The sequence below is a fragment of the Roseovarius sp. genome, from assembly GCF_965228755.1.
Lineage (GTDB): Bacteria > Pseudomonadota > Alphaproteobacteria > Rhodobacterales > Rhodobacteraceae > Roseovarius.
Map to the genome: position 1 here is coordinate 1,905,850 of NZ_CBDDIG010000005.1, position 21,418 is coordinate 1,927,267.

The following is a 21,418-nucleotide window of genomic DNA, read 5'->3' on the forward strand; positions in this document are numbered from 1 at the left end:
GAAGGGGCGCACAGCATCGCCCCTTGCCCTCGCCCCGCCGCCGCCCTAACACCGCATAATGAGACTTCTGTATCTGGGCGATGTGATGGGCCGCGCCGGGCGGCGGGCCGTGACCGAGAACCTGCCGCGCCTCAAGGCCGAGTGGCGGGTCGATTTCACCGTGGTGAACGGCGAGAACGCCACCGGCGGCATGGGGCTTTCGGGCGAGCATGCCAAGCTCCTGCTCGAGGCCGGGGCCGATTGCGTCACGCTGGGCGACCACGCCTTCGACCAGAAGGACATGCTGCAATTCATCGAGTCCGAGCCGCGCATCGTTCGCCCCATCAACTTCGCCAAGGAGGCACCGGGCCGCGGTCACCGGGTGTTTACCGACGGGCGCGGGCGCAAGGTGCTGGTGGCGCAGGTGCTGGGCCAGGTCTTCATGAAACGCGCCTTCGACGACCCGTTCAGCGCCATCGAGCCGGTGCTGAAGGCGCATGTGCCGGGTGGCGGCGTGCAGGCCACGCTGGTCGACATGCATTGCGAGGCGACGTCGGAGAAGATGGCCATGGGACATTTCTGCGACGGGCGCGCCAGCGTCGTCGTCGGCAGCCACACCCACGTGCCCACGGCCGATGCCCAGATCCTGCCCGGCGGCACGGCGTTCCAGTCCGACGCCGGCATGTGCGGCGATTACCTCAGCATCATCGGCATGGACAAGGCCGAGCCGATGCGCCGCTTCATCACCGGCATGGGAAAAGGCCGCTTCACCCCCGCCATGGGCGAGGCCACGCTCTGCGGGCTGTTCATCGAGACCGACGACCGGACCGGCAAGGCGGTCAACGTGACCATGATCCGCGACGGCGGGCGGCTGCAGCAGGCCGCCCCGTGACGGGAAACCCGCTCTATGTGCTGGTGCTGTTCTTCATGGGGGCGGGCTGGGGCCTGACCGTGCCGCTGGCCAAGGTCGCCACAAGCACGGGCCACCAGCCCTATGGCCTGATCTTCTGGCAGTTGGTCATCGTCGTCGCGGTGCTGGCGCCCATGGCGCGGCTCTCGGGAAAGCCCGTGGCGCTCAAACCCCACCATCTCCGGCTGTTCATCGTCGTGGCCCTGACCGGCGCGGTGCTGCCCGACGTTTTCTTCTACCTCACCGCCTCGAAACTGCCCGCCGGGATCCTGTCGATCCTGATGTCGACGGCGCCGCTCTTTTCCCTGCCCATCGCGCTCGCCATGGGCAATGACCGGTTCTCCTGGGTGCGCCTGACCGGGCTGCTCTTCGGCATGGCGGGGGTGATCGTGATGATCGGCCCGAAGGCCAGCCTGCCCGACCCGGGGATGACCGTCTTCGTCTTCCTCGCGCTCCTCGCGCCGCTGCTCTACGCCACCGAGGGCAATATCGTCGCCCGCTGGGGCACCTACGGGCTCGACCCGTTCCGCACCATCGTCGGCGCCTCGGCGGCGGGCGCGGTCATCACCCTGCCCATCGCCCTCCTGTCGGGCCAGTGGATCAACCCGCTCCACGGCTTCGGCATTCCAGAGGCGGCGCTGGCGCTGGGGGCCGTCACCCACGGGCTGGTCTACGCGGCCTATGTCTGGCTGGTCGGGCGGGCGGGCTCGGTCTTCACCTCGCAATCGGCCTATATCGTCACTGCCTTCGGCGTGGTCTGGTCGATGGTGCTTCTGGGCGAGCGCTACTCGGTCTTCGTCTGGGTCGCGCTGGCGCTGATGCTGGGCGGCATCTTCCTCGTCCGGCCCCGGCCCTCGTTCCGACTGGGTGTGCCGAAAGAGGCCGCGCGCCTGCACGCCTGCGACGAGGCCGGGCCCACATGACAGGCCATCCGCCGCGACCCCGGATCGCACTTGCCCCGCTGCCGCCCATCGGGAAAAATGGCAGCCAACAGGAACGGGACAGTCAGACCTGATGCAGATACTGGAATTTTCGCAGACCGGGCAGGCCCTGGTCACCCTTGGCGTGGTCGCCGTCATGTTCGCGCTGTTCATCCGCGAGGTCTATCCGACCGAGGTGGTCGCCATATCCGGCGCCGCCGTGCTGCTGGCGCTGGGGCTGCTGCCTTACGAAGAGGCGCTGCATGTCCTGTCGAACCCCGCGCCGTGGACGATCGTGGCCATGTTCATCGTCATGGGGGCGCTGGTGCGCACCGGCGCGCTCGACTGGTTCACGCAACTGGCCGAGGCCCAGGCCGATGCCCGGCCGGCGCTGGCCATCGGCGCGCTGATGGCCTTCGTCATGGCCGCGTCGGCCTTCGTCAACAACACGCCCGTCGTGGTGGTGATGATCCCGGTCTTCGTGCAGCTGGCGCGCAAGCTCGACGTCTCGGCCAGCAAGTTCCTGATCCCGCTCAGCTATGCCGCCATCCTCGGCGGCTGCCTGACGCTGATCGGCACCTCGACCAACCTGCTGGTCGACGGCGTCGCCCGTGCCGGCGGCCTCGAGGCATTCACCATCTTCGAGGTCACCCCGCTGGCCGCAATCCTTGCCGTCTGGGGCGCGCTCTACCTGCGGTTCGTCGCGCCCCGCCTGCTGCCCGACCGGGCCAACATGTCAACCCTGCTGAGCGACCGAAAGGCCCGCAAGTTCTTCACCGAGGCGGTGATCCCGCCGGAATCGAACCTCATCGGGCGCGAAGTGAACGGCGTGCAGCTGTTCCGGCGCGAAGGCGTGCGCCTCGTCGACGTGATCCGCGGCGACCAGTCGCTGCGCCGCAACCTCGAGGGGGTGATGCTCGAGGTGGGCGACCGCGTCGTCCTGCGCACCCAGGTGACCGAGCTCCTGAGCCTCCAGCGCAACAAGAGCCTCAAGCGCGTCGACCAAGTTTCGGCGGTGGAGACCACCACGGTCGAGGCGCTGATCACCCCCGACTGCAAGATGGTCGGCCGGCGGCTGGGGGCACTGCGCCTGCGGCGGCGTTTCGGGGTCTACCCGCTGGCGGTGCACCGCAAGGACAAGAATATCGGCCGCCAGCTCGACGATATCGTCGTGCAGGTGGGCGACACCCTGCTGCTCGAGGGCGCGCCCGAGGACATCAATCGCCTCGCCACCGAGATGAACCTGGTCGACGTCTCGAAACCCACCGAACGCGCCTATCGCCGCAGCCACGCCCCCATCGCCATCGGCGCACTTGCCGGCATCGTGGTGCTGGCGGCGCTCGGCGTGGCGCCGATCCTGCTGCTGGCGGTGCTTGCCATGGCGGTGGTGTTCCTGACCCGCTGCATCGACGCTGACGAGGCGTTCTCCTTCGTCGACGGGCGGCTCCTGGCGCTGATCTTCGCCATGCTGGCCGTCGCCACGGCGCTGGAAACCTCCGGCGCCATCGACCTCATCGTCGAGAATTTCGCGCCTTTCATCGCCGGGCTGCCGCCCTTCTTCATCGTCTGGTCGGTCTACCTGCTGACCTCGTTCCTGGCCGAACTGATCAACCACGCGGTCGCCGTGGTGCTGACGCCGGTGGCGATCGGGCTGGCGCTGTCGCTCGGTGTCGATCCGCGGCCGCTGGTCGTGGCGGTGATGATCGCGGCCTCGGCCACCTTCGCCACCCCGATCAGCTACCAGACGCACATGATGGTCTACGGGCCGGGCGGCTACAAGTTCACCGACTTCATCAAGGTGGGCATCCCGCTCAACCTGTCGATCGGGCTGCTGGCCTCGGCGCTGATCCCGTTCTTCTGGCCGCTCTGAGTCATGCCGTCACGTATCGCGCCTCGTAGCTGACAGGGAAGTTCACCGACCGCGCGATGAAACACACCTTGCCGATTTCGTGGTGTACGGCATCGGCCTTGTCGAGGTCGGTGCCCGCCGGCACCACGATCTCGGGCCGTAGCACCGCCCGCAGGAACCGGCTCGCCCCCGATTTCTCTGTCTCGCCCACGGCCAGCGGATCGTCGGAATACCCCTGCACCGCGATCCCCGCATCCGAGGCCAGGTGCAGGTACCACAGCATGTGACAGGCCGAGAGCGCCGCGATCAGCATATCCTCGGGGTTATGCAGCGTCGGGTCGCCCCCCAGCAGCGGGTCGTTCGAGCAATGGATCACCGGCTTGCCCGGCGTCTCGACATTCCATGTCCGGTCATAGCCGCGATAGCTGGCCGTCCCTTCGCCCCGGTTGCCGGTCCAGACCACCCGGGCGGTGTAATCGTGCTGTGCCATTCATTGCTCCATTGAGTTTGATTCTGTATAAATGTATACACTTTTACGAAAACCGGAGACCAGCCCGAAAATGACCCCCGACGCCATATCCGACGCCCTTGAAAGGGACATCCTCGGCGGTGTGCTCGCTCCCGGCAGCGTGCTGCCGCAGGGGGCGCTGGCCGCGCGGTTCGGGGTCAGCCGGATTCCCGTGCGCGATGCGCTGGCACGGCTGGCCCTTGCCGGGTTGGTCGAGCTCACGCCGAACCGCCGCGCCCGGGTTGTCGAGATGACCCTTGAAGAGGTGATCGAGGCCTTTGACCTGCGCCTGATGCTGGAAACCGACCTCTTCGCCCGAGCGCTGGAGCGCATGACGCCACAGGATCTCGACCGGATCGACTATGCCCTCGCCCGCTCGGATCTCGAGGCCCGCAATGCCAACTGGGCCGAAGGTGACGCCCTGTTTCACGCAGCGCTCTACGCCCCCGCGCAACGCCCAAGGCAACAGACCATGATCGACGGGCTGCGCCGGGCCTGCCGCGTGCAAATCGCGTCTTACGAAAGCCTGCCCGAAGACACCGACCGCTGGCTCGCCGATCACGCCGCCCTGCGCGACCTGTGCCGTGCGGGCGAGAAGGCGGCGGCGACAGAACGCCTGCGCACGCACCTCACCAACGCGCGCGACACGCTTCTGTCGCATCTCGCGTGATCAGAAGCTGATGACTTCGCGCTCCGTCACCACCATGTCGAGTGGCTGGTCGGTGGGCTCGAGCGGCAAGCCCTCGGCCTCCTGCGCGGCGTAGGCAAAACCGATCGCCAGCGTCGCGCGCTTGCCGCGCAACATCTCCAGCGTCCGGTCATAGAACCCGCCGCCATAGCCCAGCCGCCCGCCCTGCCGGTCGAACGCCACCAGCGGCACGATCAGGATCTCCGGCTCGAGGAAATCGTCCACCTCCGGGATCATCGCCCCGAACGGCCCTTCCTTCAGCGCGCAGCCCGGCTCCCACCGGGAGAATTTCAGCGGCAGGCCCGCGCCTTGGATCACCGGCACGCCCACCGGGCCGCGCGCCGCCGCCTCGGCCATCACCGGCAGCGGGTCGATCTCGGTCCGGATCGCCATGTAGCCCGACAGCGACACGCCACGATAGCCCGCCAGCACTTCCGCCAGATGCCCCGCCTCTCCCGGAGGTGCCGCCTCGTGTGCCACCTTGCGCCGGGCGAACGCAGCCTTGCGCGCCTCCGCCTTCACCGCCGTCAGATCGATCATAACAGTACCACCACCGCCAGTCCGAGGAAGGCGAAGAACCCGACCACATCCGTCACCGTCGTCACGAAGGCACCGGAGGCCAGCGCCGGGTCGACGCCGATACGGTCAAGGATCACGGGGATCACCGTGCCGGCAAGCCCGGCCACGACAAGATTGATCACCATTGCGGCAGCGATCACGTAGCCAAGCTCCGGCCCGCCGAACCACGCCACCCCGATCACGCCCATTACCACGGCAAAGATCAGCCCGTTGATCAGCCCCACCAGCACCTCGCGCCGGATCACCCGCCAGACGTTGCGGCCGGTAAGGTCTTTCGTGGCAATCGCCCGCACCGCCACGGTCAGGCTCTGCGTCCCCGCGTTGCCCCCCATCGACGCCACGATCGGCATCAGCACCGCCAGCGCCACCACCGTTGCGATGGCTTCCTCGAACTGGGCGATCACCAGCGAGGCGAGGATGGCCGTGACAAGGTTCACCGCCAGCCACGGAAACCGCTGCTTGGTCGTGTCGATCACCCGGTCGGCAATGCTGCCCTCGCCCACACCGGCGAGGCGCATGATGTCTTCCTCGTGCTCCTCGTCCAGCACGATCATCGCGTCGTCGATGGTGATCACCCCCACCAGCCGCTCGTTCTCGTCCACCACCGGCGCGGAAATCAGGTGATACTGGTTGAACGCATAGGCCACGTCCTCCTCGTCCTGGGTGACGGGGATGACATGGAACGTCTCCTCGACCAGCGACGACAGCAGCACCTCACGCCGCGACGCCATCAGCTTGCCCAGCGTCACGTTGCCCACCGGCTTCAGCCGCGGGTCGACCAGGATGATGTGATAGAACTGGTCCGGCAGGTCGTCCTGGTTGCGCAGGAAATCGATGGCCTCGCCCACGTTCCAGTGCTCGGGCGCCATCACCACTTCGCGCTGCATCAGGCGGCCGGCGGAATACTCCGGGTAGGTCAGCGAATGCTGCACCGCCACCCGGTCGCTGTCTTCCAGCACGTCGAGGATGGCGGTCTGCTGGTCTTCTTCCAGGTCCTCGACAAGGTCGACCACGTCGTCCGAATCGAGGTCGCGCACCGCCTCAGCCAGCACCTCGGGGTGCAGCGTGTACAGCACCTCCTCCCGGATCGACTCGTCCAGCTCCGACAGGATGTCGCCGTCGAAATCCCGCCCGTACAGCTCGATCAGCCGGCGCCGGTCGAAAGCGTTGATCTGTTCCAGAAGGTCGGCGATGTCGGCCGCGTGCAGCGGCTCCAGCTCTTCCAGAAGCCGGGTGCGGTCCTCGGTGTCGACCGCATACATGATCCGCGCCACCGCGCGGTCGTCGAGCACGTAGGCATCGTCCTCGCGGTCGGTTTCGGTCTCCGCCACAGCGTCGTCTTCAGCCATGCGTCACCCCTTTCCGCACCGAACCTGCCCGGCCGGCCCTCTGGGGCCAGCCTACCCTGAAACGCGCCCGCGGTCTGCCGGTTGCACCGGCTTGCGCGAAAAAACGCAGGCCGCGTCTTTCGCTCCGCCTTAAAGAAGCACCTTCCGGAAAACAATGACAATAGCCGCATTTACCCGCCCCTTCGCGCTGCTATGGTGCAACCGATACGCGAACAGACAGATATGGGCAGATGACCAGCGAAACTCTCCTGACGGGCCGCGTGCTTGTCTACACAGGCTCGCCGTTCGACGGCGACCCGGCCAAGTCGGCACGGCTCGACGAGGCGGTGCTGATCCGCGACGGCCGGATCGTGCAGACCGGCGCGACCGAGGCGCTGCTCGAGGCCGCGCCGCAGGCGCAGCGCGAGGACATGGGCGACGCGCTCATCACCGCCGGCTTCGTCGATGCCCACGTCCACTATCCCCAGACCGCGATGATCGCCAGCTGGGGCAAGCGGCTGATCGACTGGCTCAACACCTACACCTTCCCCGAGGAGATGCGCTTTGCCGATCCCGCCTACGCCGCCGAGATCGCCGGCCGCTATCTCGACCTGACGCTGTCGAACGGCACCACCACGGTAGCCAGCTACTGCACCATCCACCCCGAAAGCGTCGAGGCCTTCTTCACCGCGGCACAATCCCGCGGCCTGCGGGCGGCGGCAGGCAAGACCTGCATGAACCGCAACGCGCCCGACGGGCTCTGCGATACCGCGCAATCGGCCTATGACGACAGCAAGGCACTGCTGGAGCGCTGGCACGGGACGGGTCGCCTCTCCTATATCGTCACGCCACGCTTCTCGCCCACCTCGACCCCGGATCAGCTTTCCGCCCTGGGCGCGCTATGGTCCGAGCACCCCGACTGCCTCATGCAGACCCATCTCAGCGAACAGCCCGACGAGGTCGACTGGGTCAAATCCCTCTTCCCCGAGGCGCGCGACTATCTCGACACCTACGAGGCGCACGGGCTTCTCGGCGAACGCGGCCTCTACGGCCACGCCATCTACCTCGAACCCCGCGAACGCGACCGCCTGCGCGAGGTGGGCGCGGCGCTCATCCACTGCCCCACCTCCAACACCTTCATCGGCTCGGGCCTCTTCAACATGGCGCTCGCCAAGGCCGAAGGGTTCCGCGTGGGGCTCGCCACCGACACCGGCGGCGGGTCGTCCTTCTCGATGCTGCGCACCATGGCGGCGGCCTACGAGATCGGCCAGCTTTCGGGCACCGCCCTGCACCCGGCCCAGCTCTACTGGCTCGCCACCGCCGGCTCTGCCGACGCGATGCACATGGGCGACCGGATCGGCAACATCGCCCCGGGGATGGAGGCCGACCTGATCGCCCTCGACCTCGCCTCGACCCCGGCCATCGCCCAGCGCTCCGCGTCGGCCGACGACATATGGGAGGCGCTCTTCCCCACCATCATGATGGGCGACGACCGGGCGGTGAAAGCGGTCTGGGTGGAAGGCCGGCGCGCGCTCGGCTGACCCGTAGGGTGGGTGCGCACTCACCATCGCCCGGCCTTAAAAACCTCCCCCGTCCCGGCCCGCGAGCCGGGACCGCGCCCCGTCAGCCGCGACTTCAGCGAAACCATCCTGAGGCTGAAAAAGAGACTGTCAGGGAAGGAAGGTGCCCCCACGCCCGGCCACCACCGCTTGACCCGCCGGGAGAGCGCCGGCCCGTGGGGAGGCGCTGCAACGGATGTAGCTGTCAGTTTTTGGTGCCGCCCACATCGTCGTTGCAGACGTCATGCAACACCCGCCAAAGCGCCTGCCCGCCGGGACGGGCCGGCGCTCGCCCGGCGGCCTTCGGCCTTTGCACCGGGCGCCCCTACCCCATCAACCTCGTCGCCAACGCATTCTGCCTTTCAACCACCTTCGGCAGATCCACCGTCACCACCTGCCCCTCGCGCACCACAGCCCGCCCCTCCACGAACAGATCCCGCACCTTCACCGGCCCCGCCAAGAGCAACGCCGCCGGGTCCCAGCTCCCCGCGCTCTCAACGCCCGACACGTCCCAGACGGCAATATCCGCCCGCTCGCCCACGGTGATCCGCCCGCAATCCGGCCGGCCCAGCACATCCGCCCCGCCCCGCGTGGCAATCTCCAGCGCCTCCCGCGCGCTCATCGCATCGGCCCCTCTCGCCACCCGCTGCAACAGCATCGCCTGCCGCGCCTCCAGCACCAGATTGCCAGCATCGTTGCTGGCCGAGCCATCCACGCCCAGCCCAACCGGCACCCCCGCATCCCGCATCGCCCGGACCGGCGCGATCCCCGAGCCCAGCCGGCAATTCGAACAGGGGCAATGCGCCACCCCTGTCCTCGACCGGGCAAACAGGTCGATCTCGGCCCCATCGAGCTTCACGCAATGCGCGTGCCACACATCCTCGCCGGTCCAGCCCAGCTCCTCGGCATACTGCCCCGGCCGGCACCCGAACTGCGCCTCGGAATAGGCGATATCCTCGTCATTCTCGGCCAGGTGGGTGTGCAACATCACCCCCTTGTCCCGCGCCAGCAGGGCCGCCTCCCGCATCAGGTCGCGGCTCACCGAGAACGGCGAACAGGGCGCAACGCCCACCCGACACATCGCCCCTTCGGACGCATCGTGGAACCCGTCGATCACCCGGATGCAATCATCGAGGATCGCCGCCTCCGCCTCCACCAGCGCATCCGGCGGCAGCCCGCCATCACTCTCGCCGATGCTCATCGCCCCGCGCGTCGGATGAAAGCGCAGCCCCACCTCGGCGGCGGCATGAATGGTATCCTCCAGCCGCGCGCCGTTGGGATAGAGGTACAGGTGATCCGAACTCAGCGAACACCCCGACAGCGCCAGCTCGGCCAGCCCCACCTGCGCCGACACGAACATCTCCTCCGGCCCGAACCGCGCCCAGATCGGGTAGAGCGTCTTCAGCCACCCGAACAGCAGCGCATCCTGCCCGCCCGGCACGGCGCGGGTCAGCGTCTGGTAGAGATGATGATGCGTGTTCACGAGGCCCGGCGTGACGACACAGCCGCGCGCCTCCACCACCTCGCCACGCGTCTCCAGCCCCTCGCCGATCGCGGCAATCACACCGTCCCGCAACAGGATATCGGCCCCGCGCAATTCCTCGCGCGCGTCGTTCATCGTCAGCACGTGGTCCGCACCACGGATCAGGATTTCAGCCATGGAAAGCCCCCTTCATCGCATCCGACCCCCTCAGATCGCATGAAACCGGGCCACGGGGGAAAGGGGTGAAGACCCGTGGTCGGGGACAGCCTATCGCAAACGGCCCCGGAAATGAACCTCCATCACGGCAGGCACCCGGAATTTACGCAAATTCCGGGATAGAGAATGCGCATTCTCTATCCCGTTTTCCGCACGGAAAACGCCCCTACCCCGCGACCTTCGACAATATCTCCAGCGCCGCCGCGTGCTGCTCCGGCCCCGCCGCGGCCACCGCGCGGCCGCCCTGGTGCGCGGGCCGCCCCTGCCAGTCGGTCACGATCCCGCCCGCCGCCTCGATCACGGCGATCGGCGCCTGGATGTCGTAAGCCTGCAGCCCCGCCTCGATCACCAGGTCGATCTGCCCCGCGGCCACCAGCGCATAGGCATAGCAATCCATCCCGTAGCGCGTCAGCCTCACCTCGCGCGCCACTGCCGCGAAGCCGTCACGCTCCGCCTCGCTGCCAAGCTCCGGGAAAGTGGTGAACAGGATGGCCTCCGACAAGGGCCGCGCGCCCAGCGTCGCAAGCGCCCGCCGGCCCTGCGGCCCCTGCATCTCGGCCCGGCCGAACCCGCCCTCGAACCGCTCGCCCGTATAGGGCTGGTCGATCAGGCCATAGACCGGCCCGGTCTCGTCCGACACCGCGATCAGCACGCCCCATGTGGGCGTGCCCGACAGGAACCCGCGCGTCCCGTCGATCGGGTCGAGCACCCAGGTCAGGCCGCTCTCGCCCCGCGTCTCTCCGTATTCCTCTCCGAGAATGCCGTCCTGCGGCCGCCGCTCTGCCAGGATCTCGCGCATCGCCCGTTCGGCGGCGCGGTCGGCCTCCGTCACCGGGTCGAAGCCGGTGCCGGCCTTGTTGTCGGCCAGCATCCCCTCCGACCGGAAAAACGGCAAAATGGCCTCACGCGCCGCATCTGCCAGCGCGTGTGCCGTTTGCACGATAATGTCTGAAGTCATCTGCCAGCCGGTCCTTCTGCCGCGTTCGCGGCCTGCTTAGCCCGGCCGGGCAGTCACGTTCAAGCGACGTCGCTCAGAACCCGGGCCAGGTCGAACAGGCGGCGGCGCTGGTTTTCCGGGATCGCATAGTACGACCGGACCAGTTCCAGGGCTTCCTTGTCGCCCAGGATGTCGGCGGGAACCGAGCTTGCATTCTCCTGCTGCGCCTCTTCCTCGGAGGTCAAACCCTCGAAGAAAAAGCTGACATCCACGTCGAGCGACTCGGCGATGTCCCAGAGCCTCGAGGCGCTGACGCGGTTGGCGCCGGTCTCGTATTTCTGGATCTGCTGGAACTTGATCCCCACGCTTTGCGCCAGCTGCTGTTGGGTCATCCCCACAAGCCAGCGGCGGTGCCGGATACGCTTTCCGACATGTACATCAACGGGGTGCGGCATGTTTTATCCTCTCCTGACAATGCTCACAAAACCTTCGATCCCGCCCCGAAGGGCAGACCCAAAGGAAATGGGTACAATCTTCAGCCGCTGCGCATCCCTGCAGGGCCAATATATGGTATCGCGTGTATAGGAATTTACAAGCACAACCGCTACCTAAATACGTGATTGGTTAAAATCCAACACAATCGTAGCGCGTCCACCCGCCGATCCTTCCCGGCCACCGGGCCGCGGCGATTGACACCGGCGCCCGGATTCGCCAAGCCGGGCCAAGCCCTTATCGCCCGTTCCTAACCACGGAGAGAGCCTTGCGCGCCTTTCAGGTCCTGCCCGACGATCAGCCCCCCGCCCTTCGCACCATCGACATCCCCGCCCCGGCAGAGGGCGAGGTCCGCCTGAGAATCGGCGCCTGCGGGCTGAACTTCGCCGACACGCTGATGATCAGGGGCGAGTACCAGGACACGCCGGAGCCGCCCTTCACCCTCGGCATGGAAGTGGCCGGCACGGTCGATGCCTGCGGCGCGGGCGTCGACGAGGCGATGATCGGCCAGCGCGTCGCCGTGTTCGGCGGCCAGGGCGGGCTGGCGGAATACGGCTGCTTCCCGGCCGAGCGCTGCGTGCCGCTGCCCGATGCCATGACCTTCACCGATGCCGCCGCCTTCCAGGTCGCCTATGGCACCAGCCACGTGGCACTCGACCACAAGGCGCGGCTGCAGCCGGGCGAAACCCTCCTGGTGCTGGGCGCGGCCGGCGGCGTCGGCCTGACGGCGGTCGAGATCGGCAAGCAGATGGGCGCCACCGTGATCGCCTGCGCCCGCGGCGCCGACAAGCTGGCGGTGGCCGAACAGGCCGGCGCAGATCACCTGATCGACGCGCAATCGGAGGATATCCGTGAGCGCTGTAAGGCGCTCGGCGGGCTCGACGTGGTCTACGACCCCGTCGGCGGCGACCAGTTCAAGGCGGCCTTCCGCGCCTGCAACCCCGAGGCCCGCATCCTCGCCATCGGCTTCGCCAGCGGAGACGTGCCCCAGATCCCGGCCAATCACCTGCTGGTCAAGAACATCTCCGTCCTCGGCCTCTACTGGGGCGGCTACCTGAAATTCCGGCCGCAGGTGATCAGCGACAGCCTCGCCACCCTCTTCGGCTGGTATGCCGAGGGAAAGCTGAAACCCCATGTCAGCCACACCCTGCCGCTCGACCGGGCGGAAGAGGGGCTCGACCTCCTGCGCACCCGCAAATCCACCGGCAAGGTGGTGATCACGCCGTAAGCGCCTTCGGCACGGCAACCGGGCCCCGGCTGGCGGCGAACCCCTGCCGCAGCATGTCCGCCAGCTCGCCCAGCACTTCCTTGCGGCTGTCGGCGCCGTACATGTTGATCTTCTGGATGCCCAGGTCGGGCAGCGCCCCGCAGGATTGGATCGCCTCAAGCTGCGGCGGCACGCTGTCCTCCAGCAACGCCCCCACCGCCAGGTCGGCGCTGATCAGCGCCTCGACCGACCGGTCGTCGTCGGAATCCACCGCCATCTCCCATTCGATCCCCGCATCGTCCAGCTTGCGCAGCACGCCCGCACGGAAAATGCAGACATTGCAGAAGGCCAATTTCAGTGGCTTGCGCTTCCACGACAGCCCGCCCTGCGCCCCGACCCAGCGCAGCGGCATCTCGGTCAGCGTCTCGCCGCCCTGCCCCGGCGCCTCCTCGGTCGTCAGGATCAGGTCGACCTCGCCGCGCCTCAGCGATTCCAGCAGCTTCAGCGAGGTCGATGACCGCAGCTGCACCTTAACCCGCGGGCAGAGCGCGTTGAACCGCTTCAGCACTTGCGGCACCACCGGATAGATCACGTCGTAGGGCGCCCCGAGGATCAGCTCGCCTTCATACACGTCGTCGGTCAGCCGCCCGACCGCCTCGTCGTTCAACTCCACCAGCCGGCGCGCATAGGTCAGCAGCAGTTCGCCCGAATTGGTCAGCGCGATCCGCCGGTTGCTCCGGTCCAGCAGGTCCTGGCCCAGCAGCTCTTCCAGCCGCTTGAGCTGCATGGACACCGCCGATTGCGTCAGGTTCAGCGCCGCGGCGGCGCGCGTCACGCCGCCCTGCTCGGCCACCGCCACGAACGAGCGCAGCGTCGTCAGGTCCAGGTTCCTCATCCATCACGCTCCTTGATGCTGAAGGTCACAAACATTCGTTTCACAAATGATACTCTATCGGCCATCTTCATCAACATCAACGATGGAAATGCTGTCAAGCATCACAAAACCTAAAGGAGTTCACCATGGCTTTCCTCTCCGTCTCCCGCTCCCGCGCTTGCCCGCAAATCCGCCGCCGCGCGTCGCTGCTCGACCTGCTCGGCCTCTCCCGCCAGCGCCGCAAGCTCGCCCGCCTCGACGAAGCAGCGCTGCGCGACATGGGCCTCACGCGTCGCCAGGCGCTCGACGAGGCCCGGCGCCCGGCCTGGGACGTCCCCCACCACTGGATCAGATAACTGCGTTTTCCGGGCTGTAACGGCCCGGAAATACTTGAAAAGCACGGGCTCTCATCCGATATTAGTCCAAAGTCCGTGGACGGGACTGGTCTTGACACATATCGGAGGCTTGAATGGCTGAGTTTGACACAATCCGGACGGCATCTGGCGCACGCACTGCCGGCCAGGTTGACCAGGGCCTGCGCGCCCATATGAACAAGGTCTACGGGACCATGTCCGTAGGCATGCTGATCACCTTCCTCGCCGCTTGGGCCGTCGGCACCAACGCCGCGATGATGGAGACGCTCTTCACCGGGTTCACCCGCTACATCGTGATGTTCGCCCCGCTGATCATGGTTTTCGCCTTCAGCGCGGTGATCAACCGTCTGTCGGCCGCTGCCGCACAGCTCTTCTTCTACGCCTTCTCGGCGGTGATGGGCGTCTCGATCGCCTATATCTTCGTGGTCTACACGGCCTTCTCGATCGCCCAGGTCTTCCTGATCACCTCGATCGCCTTCGCCGGGCTCTCGCTCTGGGGCTACACCACCAAGAAGGACATCTCCGGCTGGGGCAGCTTCCTGATCATGGGCCTGATCGGCCTGATCGTGGCGTCGATCGTGAACATTTTCCTCGGCTCGCCGGCGATCATGTTCGCCATCTCGATCATCGGCGTGCTGATCTTTGCAGGGCTCACCGCCTATGACACGCAGGACATCAAGAACGAGTATCTCGCCCACGCCCATCACGGCGACAGCGAGTGGCTCGGCAAGTCGGCCATCATGGGCGCGCTGCGGCTGTACCTGGACTTCATCAACATGTTCATCATGCTGCTGAGCCTGCTCGGAAATCGCGAATAACCGATCCCTCCAGGATCGCACAGAGCGGGGCCGGTCCATGGACCGGCCCTTTTCTTTTGTAGGGTGGGTGCCAACCCACCACCTGCAGCGGCAGAGGCCCCGGGTCAAACCCGGGGCGGAGGGATCACGCATGCACGGTATCGGTTAGTCCCACCGGGCGAGCGCCGGCCCGTGGGGAGGCGCTGCAACGGTACCGGCCCGCACTTTATGGCGCCGAACACATCCTGCCTCTGAAACCTTCCGCAACCCCGCCAAAGCGCCTGCCCGCCGGGACGGGCCGGCGCTCGCTTATCGTGAATTGCCTTGCAATTCACTTGCGGCAGGCGATTGCATGCAATCGCCGATAGCCCGGCGCCGCGCAAGGCGCGGCTCTGTTCCGGGCGTGTGCCCGCCGTAGGGTGGGTGCCAACCCACCACCCCCAACCAACAAAAAAACCGCGCCCGGGGGCGCGGCTTTCGTCATACCGTCAAAGGGCAAGACCTTACTTGATCTTGCCTTCCTTGTACTCGACATGCTTCCGCGCGACCGGGTCGTACTTCCGGATCGACATCTTCTCGGTCATCGTCCGTGCGTTCTTCTTGGTCACATAGAAATGGCCGGTGCCCGCGGTCGAGTTCAGGCGGATCTTGATAGTGGTCGGCTTTGCCATTTGTCTCGCTCCTGCACAGGACGGGCAGCCCGTCCGTGAAAATCCCGTGAAGCCCGCCTTTTATAGGCCCGCGCGTCCGAGTCAACCAGTTTTTGGCGCGCGGCCCGGCGTGGCGGCGCTCAGTTCGACGTCAGGCGCGTCGGCATCCGGTAGAAATGGTGCACCCCGATCGTGGCGGTGCGCGGAAACCGGTGCGCCCAGCGTGGATTGACGGCGCGCGTGTGGTAATGCGTCGCCCCCTGGGTCAGCGCCCGCGGCGCGCCCTGCACCATCAGGTAGGCGACCTTGCCGACATTTTCAAACGCCCGCTTCTCGCGGATCACGTCCTTGTAGCCATCGCAGGTATAGGTGAACTGGCACTGGTACTTGCGCCCCGTCCCCTGGTGCACCACGGCACAGACCTCGTCGGGAAAATCGGCACTGTCGACGCGGTTGAGGATCACCTCGGCCACGGCGAACTGGCCCTTCACGCTTTCCCCGCGCGCCTCGAAATACAGCGCTTCGGCCAGGCAGCGCCACTCGGCGTCCCCCTTGCGCGGCGCCTGGCCGGCCAGCCATTTCGCAGAATACTCGACCTGCAGCTCCGGCCGCGAGAGAAAGCTCGCCAGCCGCGCATCGGGCAGCGCGTTGATCGCGCGGCGCTCGGTCTCCAGCAGTTTGGTCAAAGGTGTCTGGGCTGGCGCGGCACCCGTCGTCGCCAGCAGCAATGCAACAATAATGCGGAACATATCTAATTTCCCTTCCCAAAATGGGTCCTGAAAACCCGGGCATCCGGGCCCGATATGCGAGATGGCACCCAGCGTCTACCCCCCGGGACGCCGGGAAAGTCTAACATACAACAATTGAAAAAAAGTAGCCCCGGGGGCTTGCCAAAAATTACCAAGCACCCGCAGTGACTTAACCGATTCTGTCTTTTACCGCCAACTGTGCGGCAGCAAGTCGCGCAACCGGCACCCGGAACGGCGAGCAGGAGACGTAATCAAACCCCGCCGCCCGGCAGAAGGCGATTGATTCGGGGTTGCCCCCGTGCTCTCCACAAATCGACAGGACAAGGTCGGATTTTGCCTTCCTGCCTCTTTCCGCGCCGATTTCCAGCAATTCGCCCACGCCGTCGGCATCGAGCGTATGGAACGGGTCTTCGGCATAGACCCCCTGCTGGACATATTTCGACATGAACCGTCCGGCATCGTCGCGGCTGAGCCCGTATGTCATTTGCGTCAGGTCGTTCGTCCCGAAGCTCAGGAACGACACCAGTGGCGCGATTTCCCCCGCCCGCAGCGCGGCGCGCGGCGTCTCGACCATCACGCCGAGGCGATAGGTGAAGTCCTTGCCGGTCTCGTTGCGCACGGCCGTCGCCACCGCGTCGACCCGCGCCTTCACCAGCTCCACCTCGCGCCGGGCGCTGACCAGCGGGATCATGATCTCGGGCACCACCGGCTTGCCCTCGTGGCTGGCGGCCACCGTCGCCTCGAAGATCGCCCGCGCCTGCATCTCGTAGATCTCCGGCACCGTGATCCCCAGCCGCACACCCCGCATGCCCAGCATCGGGTTGTACTCGCCCAGCGCCTCCACCCGCCGCGTCACGTCCGACAGCGGCAGGTCCAGCGCCTCGGCCAGCTCCAGCATCCCCGAACGGTCGGTCGGCAGGAACTCGTGCAGCGGCGGGTCGAACAGCCGGATGCACACCGGCTGGCCCTGCATGATCCGGAACAGGTCGATGAAATCCGCCCGCTGCATCGGCAGCAGAAGCTCCAGCGCGGCGGCCCGGTCCTTGCCGGCATCGGCAAAGATCATCTCGCGCATCACCGTCAGCCGGTCGGCCTCGAAGAACATGTGCTCGGTCCGGCACAGGCCGATCCCCTGCGCCTTGAACGTGCGGGCGACCTCGGCATCGGCGGGCGTGTCGGCATTGGCCCGCACGGCGATGTCGCGCGCGGCGTCCGCCCATTCCATCAGCGTCGCCAGCGACTCGTCGCGCGCCGGCTCCAGCAGCGGCGTGTCGCCCGCAAGGATATCGCCGCTGGTGCCGTCCAGCGTCATCATGTCCCCGGCATTCAGCCGCCGCCCGTCGGGGAAGACAAGGAACTTGCGCCGCATGTGAAACTCGATCGACGAGGCGCCGACCACGCAGGGTTTCCCCATCCCCCGCCCGATCACGGCGGCGTGGCTGGTCATCCCGCCCCGCTCGGTCAGCACGCCCACGGCGGCGTTCATGCCGCGGATATCCTCGGAACTGGTCTCGCGCCGGACAAGGATGCACGGCTCCCCGCGCGACTCGCAAGCCTGCGCCTCGGTGGCGGTGAACACGATCCGCCCGCTGGCCGCACCGGGGCTCGCGGCGATGCCGCTGGCCAGCACGTCGCGCGGCGCTTCCGGGTCGACCTGCCGGTGCAGCAGCTCGTTCAGCGCCCGCGGCTCGATCCGCATCAGCGCCTCCTCGCGGGCGATGATCCCGTCCTCGGCCAGCGCCACGGCAATCGCCACGGCGGCCCGGGCGTTCCGCGCCATGCGCACCCCGTCCAGCAGGAACAGCCGCCCGTTCTCGATGGTGAACTCGGCCTGCATCTCCTCGCGCAGCTTCTCGCGCATCAGCGCGGTCTGTGCCTTGAGCTGGGCAAAGGCCTCCGGCGCCAGCTCCTCCAGCGACGGGCCGCGCGGGTCGCGCTCCAGGAACAGCGCATCCGCCCCGCCCCGCAGCGCCTCGCGGCCCTGGCTCTGGCTCAGGTAGCGCCCGGTGATCTGCCGCGCGCCGGTCTGGCTGTTGACCAGCTGCATCACCCCCGAGCCGCATTCGCCCTCGCCCAGCCCCAGCGCCATCTCCTGCACCACGAGGCCCAGCCCGGCATCCGCCGGCGCGCCCTTGGCCTGCCGCAGCAGCCTTGCACTCGTGCCCTCCCACGCCCGCGCCATCGAGCGCAGCACCTCGCCAAGCTGAACGCCGCGATCCTGCGGGAACGCCTCTTCGGTCTCGTCCTCGTAGGCCGCCAGCGCCTGTTTCAGCCCGGCCATCGGCTCGTCGGCCACGTCCTCGAACGCCTCGGGGTCCAGCCGGGCCACGTGGATGGCAAAGCTCTGCACGAACCGCAGGTACAGCCGCGCCGCCGCCTCCTGCCCGATGGTTTCGGACATCTCGGCATAGCAGGCATCGTTCATCCCGATATTCAGCACCGCCCCCGGCCCGCCCCAATCGGGGTCTTCCGACGATGGGCGCACGCAGAGGATGGCATTGCGGGCAAACGGCGCCAGCAGCGCCTCGGCCGGTGGTGTCTCGCCCTGGGCGATCCGGCGCACCGTCTGGAACGACAGGGCCAGCGTGCAGGGCACCGGAAGCTCCAGCCTGACAAGGCGCTGCAGGCATTTCGCCCGGCCCCCGTGGGTGTCGGTTTTCACCGGCGCATCCGGCGTGATAAGGGTGATATGCTCATCGTTTTGCTGCACTGCGGCACCATTGCGCTTCACGCGCTCAAAAGCAAGTGCCGTGTAACAATTGGGCGACAAGGTGGAATAAGAGGCAGACGGTCAGAGAGCCACACTGCCCGGAACAAAGCCGCGCCTTGGCGCGGCGCCGGGCGAGCGCCCGACCGCCCCCGAGGGCGGGCGCTTCTGCAGCGTCAGCCTATACAAAATCGTCAGATGGCATGGCACCATAAATCAACCATCACACCCGTAGCAGCGCCCGCCCGCGGTCGGCCGCCCGCCCGGCGGGAAAATCTACCCCTCGATCCGAGTCAAATCCGCCGCCTGCAGACAGATCACCCGGATCCGGTTCAACAGGTTCAGCCGGTTGCGCCGCAGGATCTCGTTGTCGGTATTGATCTGCACCGCCTCGAAAAACGCATCGATCGGCGCGCGAAGCCCCGCCATCGCCGCCATCGCCCCGGCAAAATCCTCCTGAGCGCTGGCCGCCGCAATCGCCCGCTCCGCCCGGTCCAGCGCCGCAAACAGCGCCTTCTCCTCCGGCCCTTCGGCGAATTTCACATCCGCGCCAAAGGAATACTCGACCCCGTCCTTCTCCTCGGCCTGCCTGAGAATGTTGTTCGCCCGCTTGAACCCCTGCACGAGGTTCTCGCCCTCCTCGGTCGCCAGCACCTCCTGCAACGCCCGCGCCCGCTTGACCAGCAACGCAAGGTCGTCATTCCCCTCCATCGCGATACAGGCATCAATCACGTCATGCCGGATGCCCTGGTCGCGCAGGTAGACCTTGAGCCGGTCATGGAAGAAGGCGAGGAGGTCGGTGGCCTTCTCAGTCGTTCCGTTCTTTTCCATTTCGGGCAGGTTCGAAAGATCAAAAACCGAACTACCGGTGTTTAGCTCTTCGGGTTTCTTTTTCCCTTGCCAAACTTGTCGCAACGCGAGGAATTCGGCGGTTTGCGCTCCGAATTCCTTTGCAGCTGCATCTTCCGCCAGAAGGCGTGGCAAGACTTCATTTGCAAAGAAAAGCGCGGAAGCGTGATCGTAAACCTCGCCTTCCAGAACGCTGAGCAAATTCAAACTCAACCCATTCTCCAAAACCAGCCGAATAACCCCCAGCGCCGCCCGCCGCAACGCGAACGGATCCTTCGACCCCGTCGGCTTCTCGTCGATCGCCCAGAACCCCGTCAGCATGTCCAGCTTGTCCGCCAGCGCCACCGTCACCGACACAAGCCGCGTCGGCACGTCATCCGACGGGCCGAGCGGCGAGTAATGCTCCTGGCACGCCGCCGCCACATCCTCCGGCAGCCCGGCCGCCTCCGCATAATACCGCCCCATCAGCCCCTGCAGCTCGGGAAACTCGTAGACCATCTCCGACGACAGGTCCGCCTTCGCCACCCGCGCCGCCTGCTCCGCCAGGTCCGCATCCGCGCCCACCACCGGCGCCAGCTCCCGCGCCAAGGCCGCGATCCGCTCGATCCGCTCCGCCTGGCTGCCCAGCTTGCTGTGGAAGGTCACCTGCTCGAGGCTCTCCACCCAAGGCTGCATCTTCTCGTCACGCGCCACCCGCAAATCATTCTCCCAGAAGAACTTCGCATCCGACAGCCGTGCCGCCAGAACCTTCTGGTTCCCCGCCAGGATCGTCGCGCCATGATCCTCCGTCTCGACATTCGCGACCGTGATGAACCGCTCGATCCGCCCCGTCTTCGGGTTCCGGACCGAGAAAAACTTCTGATGCTCCTTCATCGAGGTCTGCAACACCTCCGGCGGCAGCCCGAGGAACTCCTCCCCGATCTCCCCCATCAGCGGCACGGGCCATTCCACCAGCCCCGCCACCTCGGCCAGCAGCCCCTTGTCCTCGACCACCTCGAAGCCCCCGGCAAAGGCCAAATTCTCCGCCTCCTGCCAGATATGTGCCTCACGTTCCTCGGGGTTCAGCACCACCTTGTCCCGCTTGAGCTTCGCGGCGTAATCCTCGAACCCCGTGACCGCGAACCGGCCCTGCCCCATGAACCGGTGACCTTGCGTGGTATTCCCGGCCTTGATCCCGTCGATCTCCAGCTCGACAACGCTGGCCTCCCCCGCATCATCCGTCAGCACGCACAGGATCGAATGCAGCGGCCGCACCCAGCGCAGGCTCCCCGCGCCCCAGCGCATCGACTTGGGCCAGGGGAAATTCCGGATCACACCTTCCAGCACCTCCGCCACGATCGCCTCCGCCGGACGGCCCGGCTTGGTGATCTTGGCAAAGTAAACCTGCCCCTTCTTCTCGTCGCGGATTTCCAGCTCGTCCTTCGACACGCCCGCCCCGCGCAAAAACCCTTCCAGCGCCTTCTCCGGCGCATCGACGCGCGGCCCTTTCCGCTCTTCCACCACCGTCGGGCTCTCCGCCGGCAAGCCCTCCAGCGCCAGCGTCAGCCGCCGCGGCGTCGAGAACGCCGCCGCCCCGCCATAGGTCAGCCCCGCCTCGACCAGGCCATCGGTCATCCGCGCCTTCAGGTCGTCGGCCGCGCGGCGCTGCATCCGCGCCGGGATTTCCTCGGAAAACAGTTCGATCAGAAGATCAGGCATGTGGTCTCAACCCGGGGCTTGGTGGAAGTTTCGGGTTGGATAACGGCGCCTCGCCACAACGTCCA

General features: G+C 66.8%; 19 protein-coding genes. 8 read left to right on the forward strand and 11 right to left on the reverse strand.

All coding sequences use genetic code 11. The features are described 5' to 3' along the window. The first annotated feature begins 58 nt into the window (after positions 1 to 58). From ACO07J_RS13030 to ACO07J_RS13040, 3 genes are all read left to right on the forward strand, one after another. On the forward strand, positions 59 to 871 hold the full coding sequence (locus tag ACO07J_RS13030) for a TIGR00282 family metallophosphoesterase (RefSeq protein ID WP_422029520.1): 813 nt from the start codon (positions 59 to 61) through the stop codon (positions 869 to 871). After that, on the forward strand, positions 868 to 1,812 hold the full coding sequence (locus tag ACO07J_RS13035; RefSeq protein ID WP_422029522.1) for a DMT family transporter: 945 nt from the start codon (positions 868 to 870) through the stop codon (positions 1,810 to 1,812). Before ACO07J_RS13030 ends, ACO07J_RS13035 begins: the two co-directional genes overlap by 4 nt. Before the next feature lie 91 nt (positions 1,813 to 1,903). Beyond that, positions 1,904 to 3,679 carry an SLC13 family permease gene (locus ACO07J_RS13040; protein WP_422029524.1) on the forward strand — a complete coding sequence of 592 codons (1,776 nt, stop codon included), beginning with the start codon at positions 1,904 to 1,906 and terminating at the stop codon, positions 3,677 to 3,679. Position 3,680: 1 nt separating this feature from the next. Here the strand turns inward: ACO07J_RS13040 and ACO07J_RS13045 are convergent, their stop codons facing one another. Then, positions 3,681 to 4,148, reverse strand: a complete 468-nt coding sequence (locus tag ACO07J_RS13045; protein ID WP_422029526.1) for an OsmC family protein — start codon at positions 4,146 to 4,148, stop codon at positions 3,681 to 3,683. Positions 4,149 to 4,218: 70 nt separating this feature from the next. On the opposite strand from ACO07J_RS13045, the gene ACO07J_RS13050 reads away from it, so the two are divergent. Continuing rightward, the gene (locus ACO07J_RS13050) at positions 4,219 to 4,836 is read left to right on the forward strand and encodes a GntR family transcriptional regulator (RefSeq protein WP_422029528.1); all 618 of its coding nucleotides are present in this window, start codon (positions 4,219 to 4,221) and stop codon (positions 4,834 to 4,836) included. On the opposite strand, the gene ACO07J_RS13055 is transcribed toward ACO07J_RS13050, so the two are convergent. Further along, positions 4,837 to 5,394 (reverse strand): 5-formyltetrahydrofolate cyclo-ligase, encoded by a 558-nt coding sequence (locus ACO07J_RS13055; RefSeq protein ID WP_422029530.1) that lies wholly within the window; start codon positions 5,392 to 5,394, stop codon positions 4,837 to 4,839. Then, the gene (mgtE, locus tag ACO07J_RS13060) at positions 5,391 to 6,782 is read right to left on the reverse strand and encodes a magnesium transporter (RefSeq protein ID WP_422029532.1); all 1,392 of its coding nucleotides are present in this window, start codon (positions 6,780 to 6,782) and stop codon (positions 5,391 to 5,393) included. The genes ACO07J_RS13055 and mgtE overlap by 4 nt, the downstream gene beginning before the upstream one ends. A gap of 230 nt (positions 6,783 to 7,012) precedes the next feature. On the opposite strand from mgtE, the gene guaD reads away from it, so the two are divergent. Next, positions 7,013 to 8,302, forward strand: coding sequence for a guanine deaminase (guaD, locus tag ACO07J_RS13065; RefSeq protein ID WP_422029534.1), 1,290 nt, complete (start codon positions 7,013 to 7,015; stop codon positions 8,300 to 8,302). A gap of 343 nt (positions 8,303 to 8,645) precedes the next feature. Here the strand turns inward: guaD and ACO07J_RS13070 are convergent, their stop codons facing one another. The 3 genes from ACO07J_RS13070 to ACO07J_RS13080 form a co-directional block, all read right to left on the reverse strand. Beyond that, positions 8,646 to 9,980: an 8-oxoguanine deaminase gene (locus tag ACO07J_RS13070; protein ID WP_422029536.1), complete on the reverse strand. Its 1,335-nt coding sequence runs from the start codon at positions 9,978 to 9,980 to the stop codon at positions 8,646 to 8,648. Positions 9,981 to 10,185: 205 nt separating this feature from the next. Next, complete coding sequence (gene hisN / locus ACO07J_RS13075) at positions 10,186 to 10,977, reverse strand: histidinol-phosphatase (RefSeq protein ID WP_422029538.1); 792 nt, start codon at positions 10,975 to 10,977, stop codon at positions 10,186 to 10,188. A gap of 59 nt (positions 10,978 to 11,036) precedes the next feature. Beyond that, complete coding sequence (locus ACO07J_RS13080) at positions 11,037 to 11,411, reverse strand: helix-turn-helix domain-containing protein (RefSeq protein WP_422029540.1); 375 nt, start codon at positions 11,409 to 11,411, stop codon at positions 11,037 to 11,039. Positions 11,412 to 11,716: 305 nt separating this feature from the next. Here ACO07J_RS13080 and ACO07J_RS13085 point away from each other — a divergent pair, with 305 nt between their 5' ends. Beyond that, positions 11,717 to 12,676 carry an NADPH:quinone oxidoreductase family protein gene (locus ACO07J_RS13085; RefSeq protein WP_422029542.1) on the forward strand — a complete coding sequence of 320 codons (960 nt, stop codon included), beginning with the start codon at positions 11,717 to 11,719 and terminating at the stop codon, positions 12,674 to 12,676. Here the strand turns inward: ACO07J_RS13085 and ACO07J_RS13090 are convergent. Next, positions 12,666 to 13,550, reverse strand: a complete 885-nt coding sequence (locus ACO07J_RS13090) for a LysR family transcriptional regulator (protein ID WP_422029544.1) — start codon at positions 13,548 to 13,550, stop codon at positions 12,666 to 12,668. The two genes, ACO07J_RS13085 and ACO07J_RS13090, sit on opposite strands and share 11 nt — an antisense overlap. Before the next feature lie 125 nt (positions 13,551 to 13,675). On the opposite strand from ACO07J_RS13090, the gene ACO07J_RS13095 reads away from it, so the two are divergent. After that, positions 13,676 to 13,885: a DUF1127 domain-containing protein gene (locus ACO07J_RS13095; RefSeq protein WP_422029546.1), complete on the forward strand. Its 210-nt coding sequence runs from the start codon at positions 13,676 to 13,678 to the stop codon at positions 13,883 to 13,885. 113 nt (positions 13,886 to 13,998) lie between these two features. Further along, a complete protein-coding gene (locus ACO07J_RS13100) occupies positions 13,999 to 14,721 on the forward strand; it encodes a Bax inhibitor-1/YccA family protein (RefSeq protein ID WP_422029548.1) in 723 nt (240 codons plus the stop codon). 482 nt (positions 14,722 to 15,203) lie between these two features. Here ACO07J_RS13100 and rpmG read toward each other — a convergent pair whose 3' ends face one another. The 4 genes from rpmG to glyS form a co-directional block, all read right to left on the reverse strand. Next, complete coding sequence (rpmG, locus tag ACO07J_RS13105) at positions 15,204 to 15,371, reverse strand: 50S ribosomal protein L33 (RefSeq protein ID WP_057816833.1); 168 nt, start codon at positions 15,369 to 15,371, stop codon at positions 15,204 to 15,206. A 119-nt stretch (positions 15,372 to 15,490) separates the two neighbouring features. Further along, positions 15,491 to 16,099, reverse strand: coding sequence for a cell wall hydrolase (locus ACO07J_RS13110; RefSeq protein WP_422029551.1), 609 nt, complete (start codon positions 16,097 to 16,099; stop codon positions 15,491 to 15,493). 169 nt (positions 16,100 to 16,268) lie between these two features. Next, complete coding sequence (locus ACO07J_RS13115; protein ID WP_422029553.1) at positions 16,269 to 18,809, reverse strand: putative PEP-binding protein; 2,541 nt, start codon at positions 18,807 to 18,809, stop codon at positions 16,269 to 16,271. 273 nt (positions 18,810 to 19,082) lie between these two features. Then, positions 19,083 to 21,353, reverse strand: a complete 2,271-nt coding sequence (gene glyS, locus ACO07J_RS13120; RefSeq protein WP_422029555.1) for a glycine--tRNA ligase subunit beta — start codon at positions 21,351 to 21,353, stop codon at positions 19,083 to 19,085. Positions 21,354 to 21,418 lie beyond the last annotated feature (65 nt).

Bases quoted from the DNA above. Each gene is read 5' to 3' on its own strand.
- ACO07J_RS13080 (WP_422029540.1), bottom strand. From the start codon at position 11,411: ATGCCGCACCCCGTTGATGTACATGTCGGAAAGCGTATCCGGCACCGC.
- ACO07J_RS13070 (WP_422029536.1), bottom strand. From the start codon at position 9,980: ATGGCTGAAATCCTGATCCGTGGTGCGGACCACGTGCTGACGATGAAC.
- mgtE (WP_422029532.1), bottom strand. From the start codon at position 6,782: ATGGCTGAAGACGACGCTGTGGCGGAGACCGAAACCGACCGCGAGGAC.
- ACO07J_RS13050 (WP_422029528.1), top strand. From the start codon at position 4,219: ATGACCCCCGACGCCATATCCGACGCCCTTGAAAGGGACATCCTCGGC.
- ACO07J_RS13110 (WP_422029551.1), bottom strand. From the start codon at position 16,099: ATGTTCCGCATTATTGTTGCATTGCTGCTGGCGACGACGGGTGCCGCG.
- glyS (WP_422029555.1), bottom strand. From the start codon at position 21,353: ATGCCTGATCTTCTGATCGAACTGTTTTCCGAGGAAATCCCGGCGCGG.
- ACO07J_RS13030 (WP_422029520.1), top strand. From the start codon at position 59: ATGAGACTTCTGTATCTGGGCGATGTGATGGGCCGCGCCGGGCGGCGG.
- ACO07J_RS13100 (WP_422029548.1), top strand. From the start codon at position 13,999: ATGGCTGAGTTTGACACAATCCGGACGGCATCTGGCGCACGCACTGCC.
- ACO07J_RS13045 (WP_422029526.1), bottom strand. From the start codon at position 4,148: ATGGCACAGCACGATTACACCGCCCGGGTGGTCTGGACCGGCAACCGG.
- ACO07J_RS13055 (WP_422029530.1), bottom strand. From the start codon at position 5,394: ATGATCGATCTGACGGCGGTGAAGGCGGAGGCGCGCAAGGCTGCGTTC.
- ACO07J_RS13095 (WP_422029546.1), top strand. From the start codon at position 13,676: ATGGCTTTCCTCTCCGTCTCCCGCTCCCGCGCTTGCCCGCAAATCCGC.
- ACO07J_RS13090 (WP_422029544.1), bottom strand. From the start codon at position 13,550: ATGAGGAACCTGGACCTGACGACGCTGCGCTCGTTCGTGGCGGTGGCC.
- rpmG (WP_057816833.1), bottom strand. From the start codon at position 15,371: ATGGCAAAGCCGACCACTATCAAGATCCGCCTGAACTCGACCGCGGGC.
- ACO07J_RS13040 (WP_422029524.1), top strand. From the start codon at position 1,904: ATGCAGATACTGGAATTTTCGCAGACCGGGCAGGCCCTGGTCACCCTT.
- guaD (WP_422029534.1), top strand. From the start codon at position 7,013: ATGACCAGCGAAACTCTCCTGACGGGCCGCGTGCTTGTCTACACAGGC.
- hisN (WP_422029538.1), bottom strand. From the start codon at position 10,977: ATGACTTCAGACATTATCGTGCAAACGGCACACGCGCTGGCAGATGCG.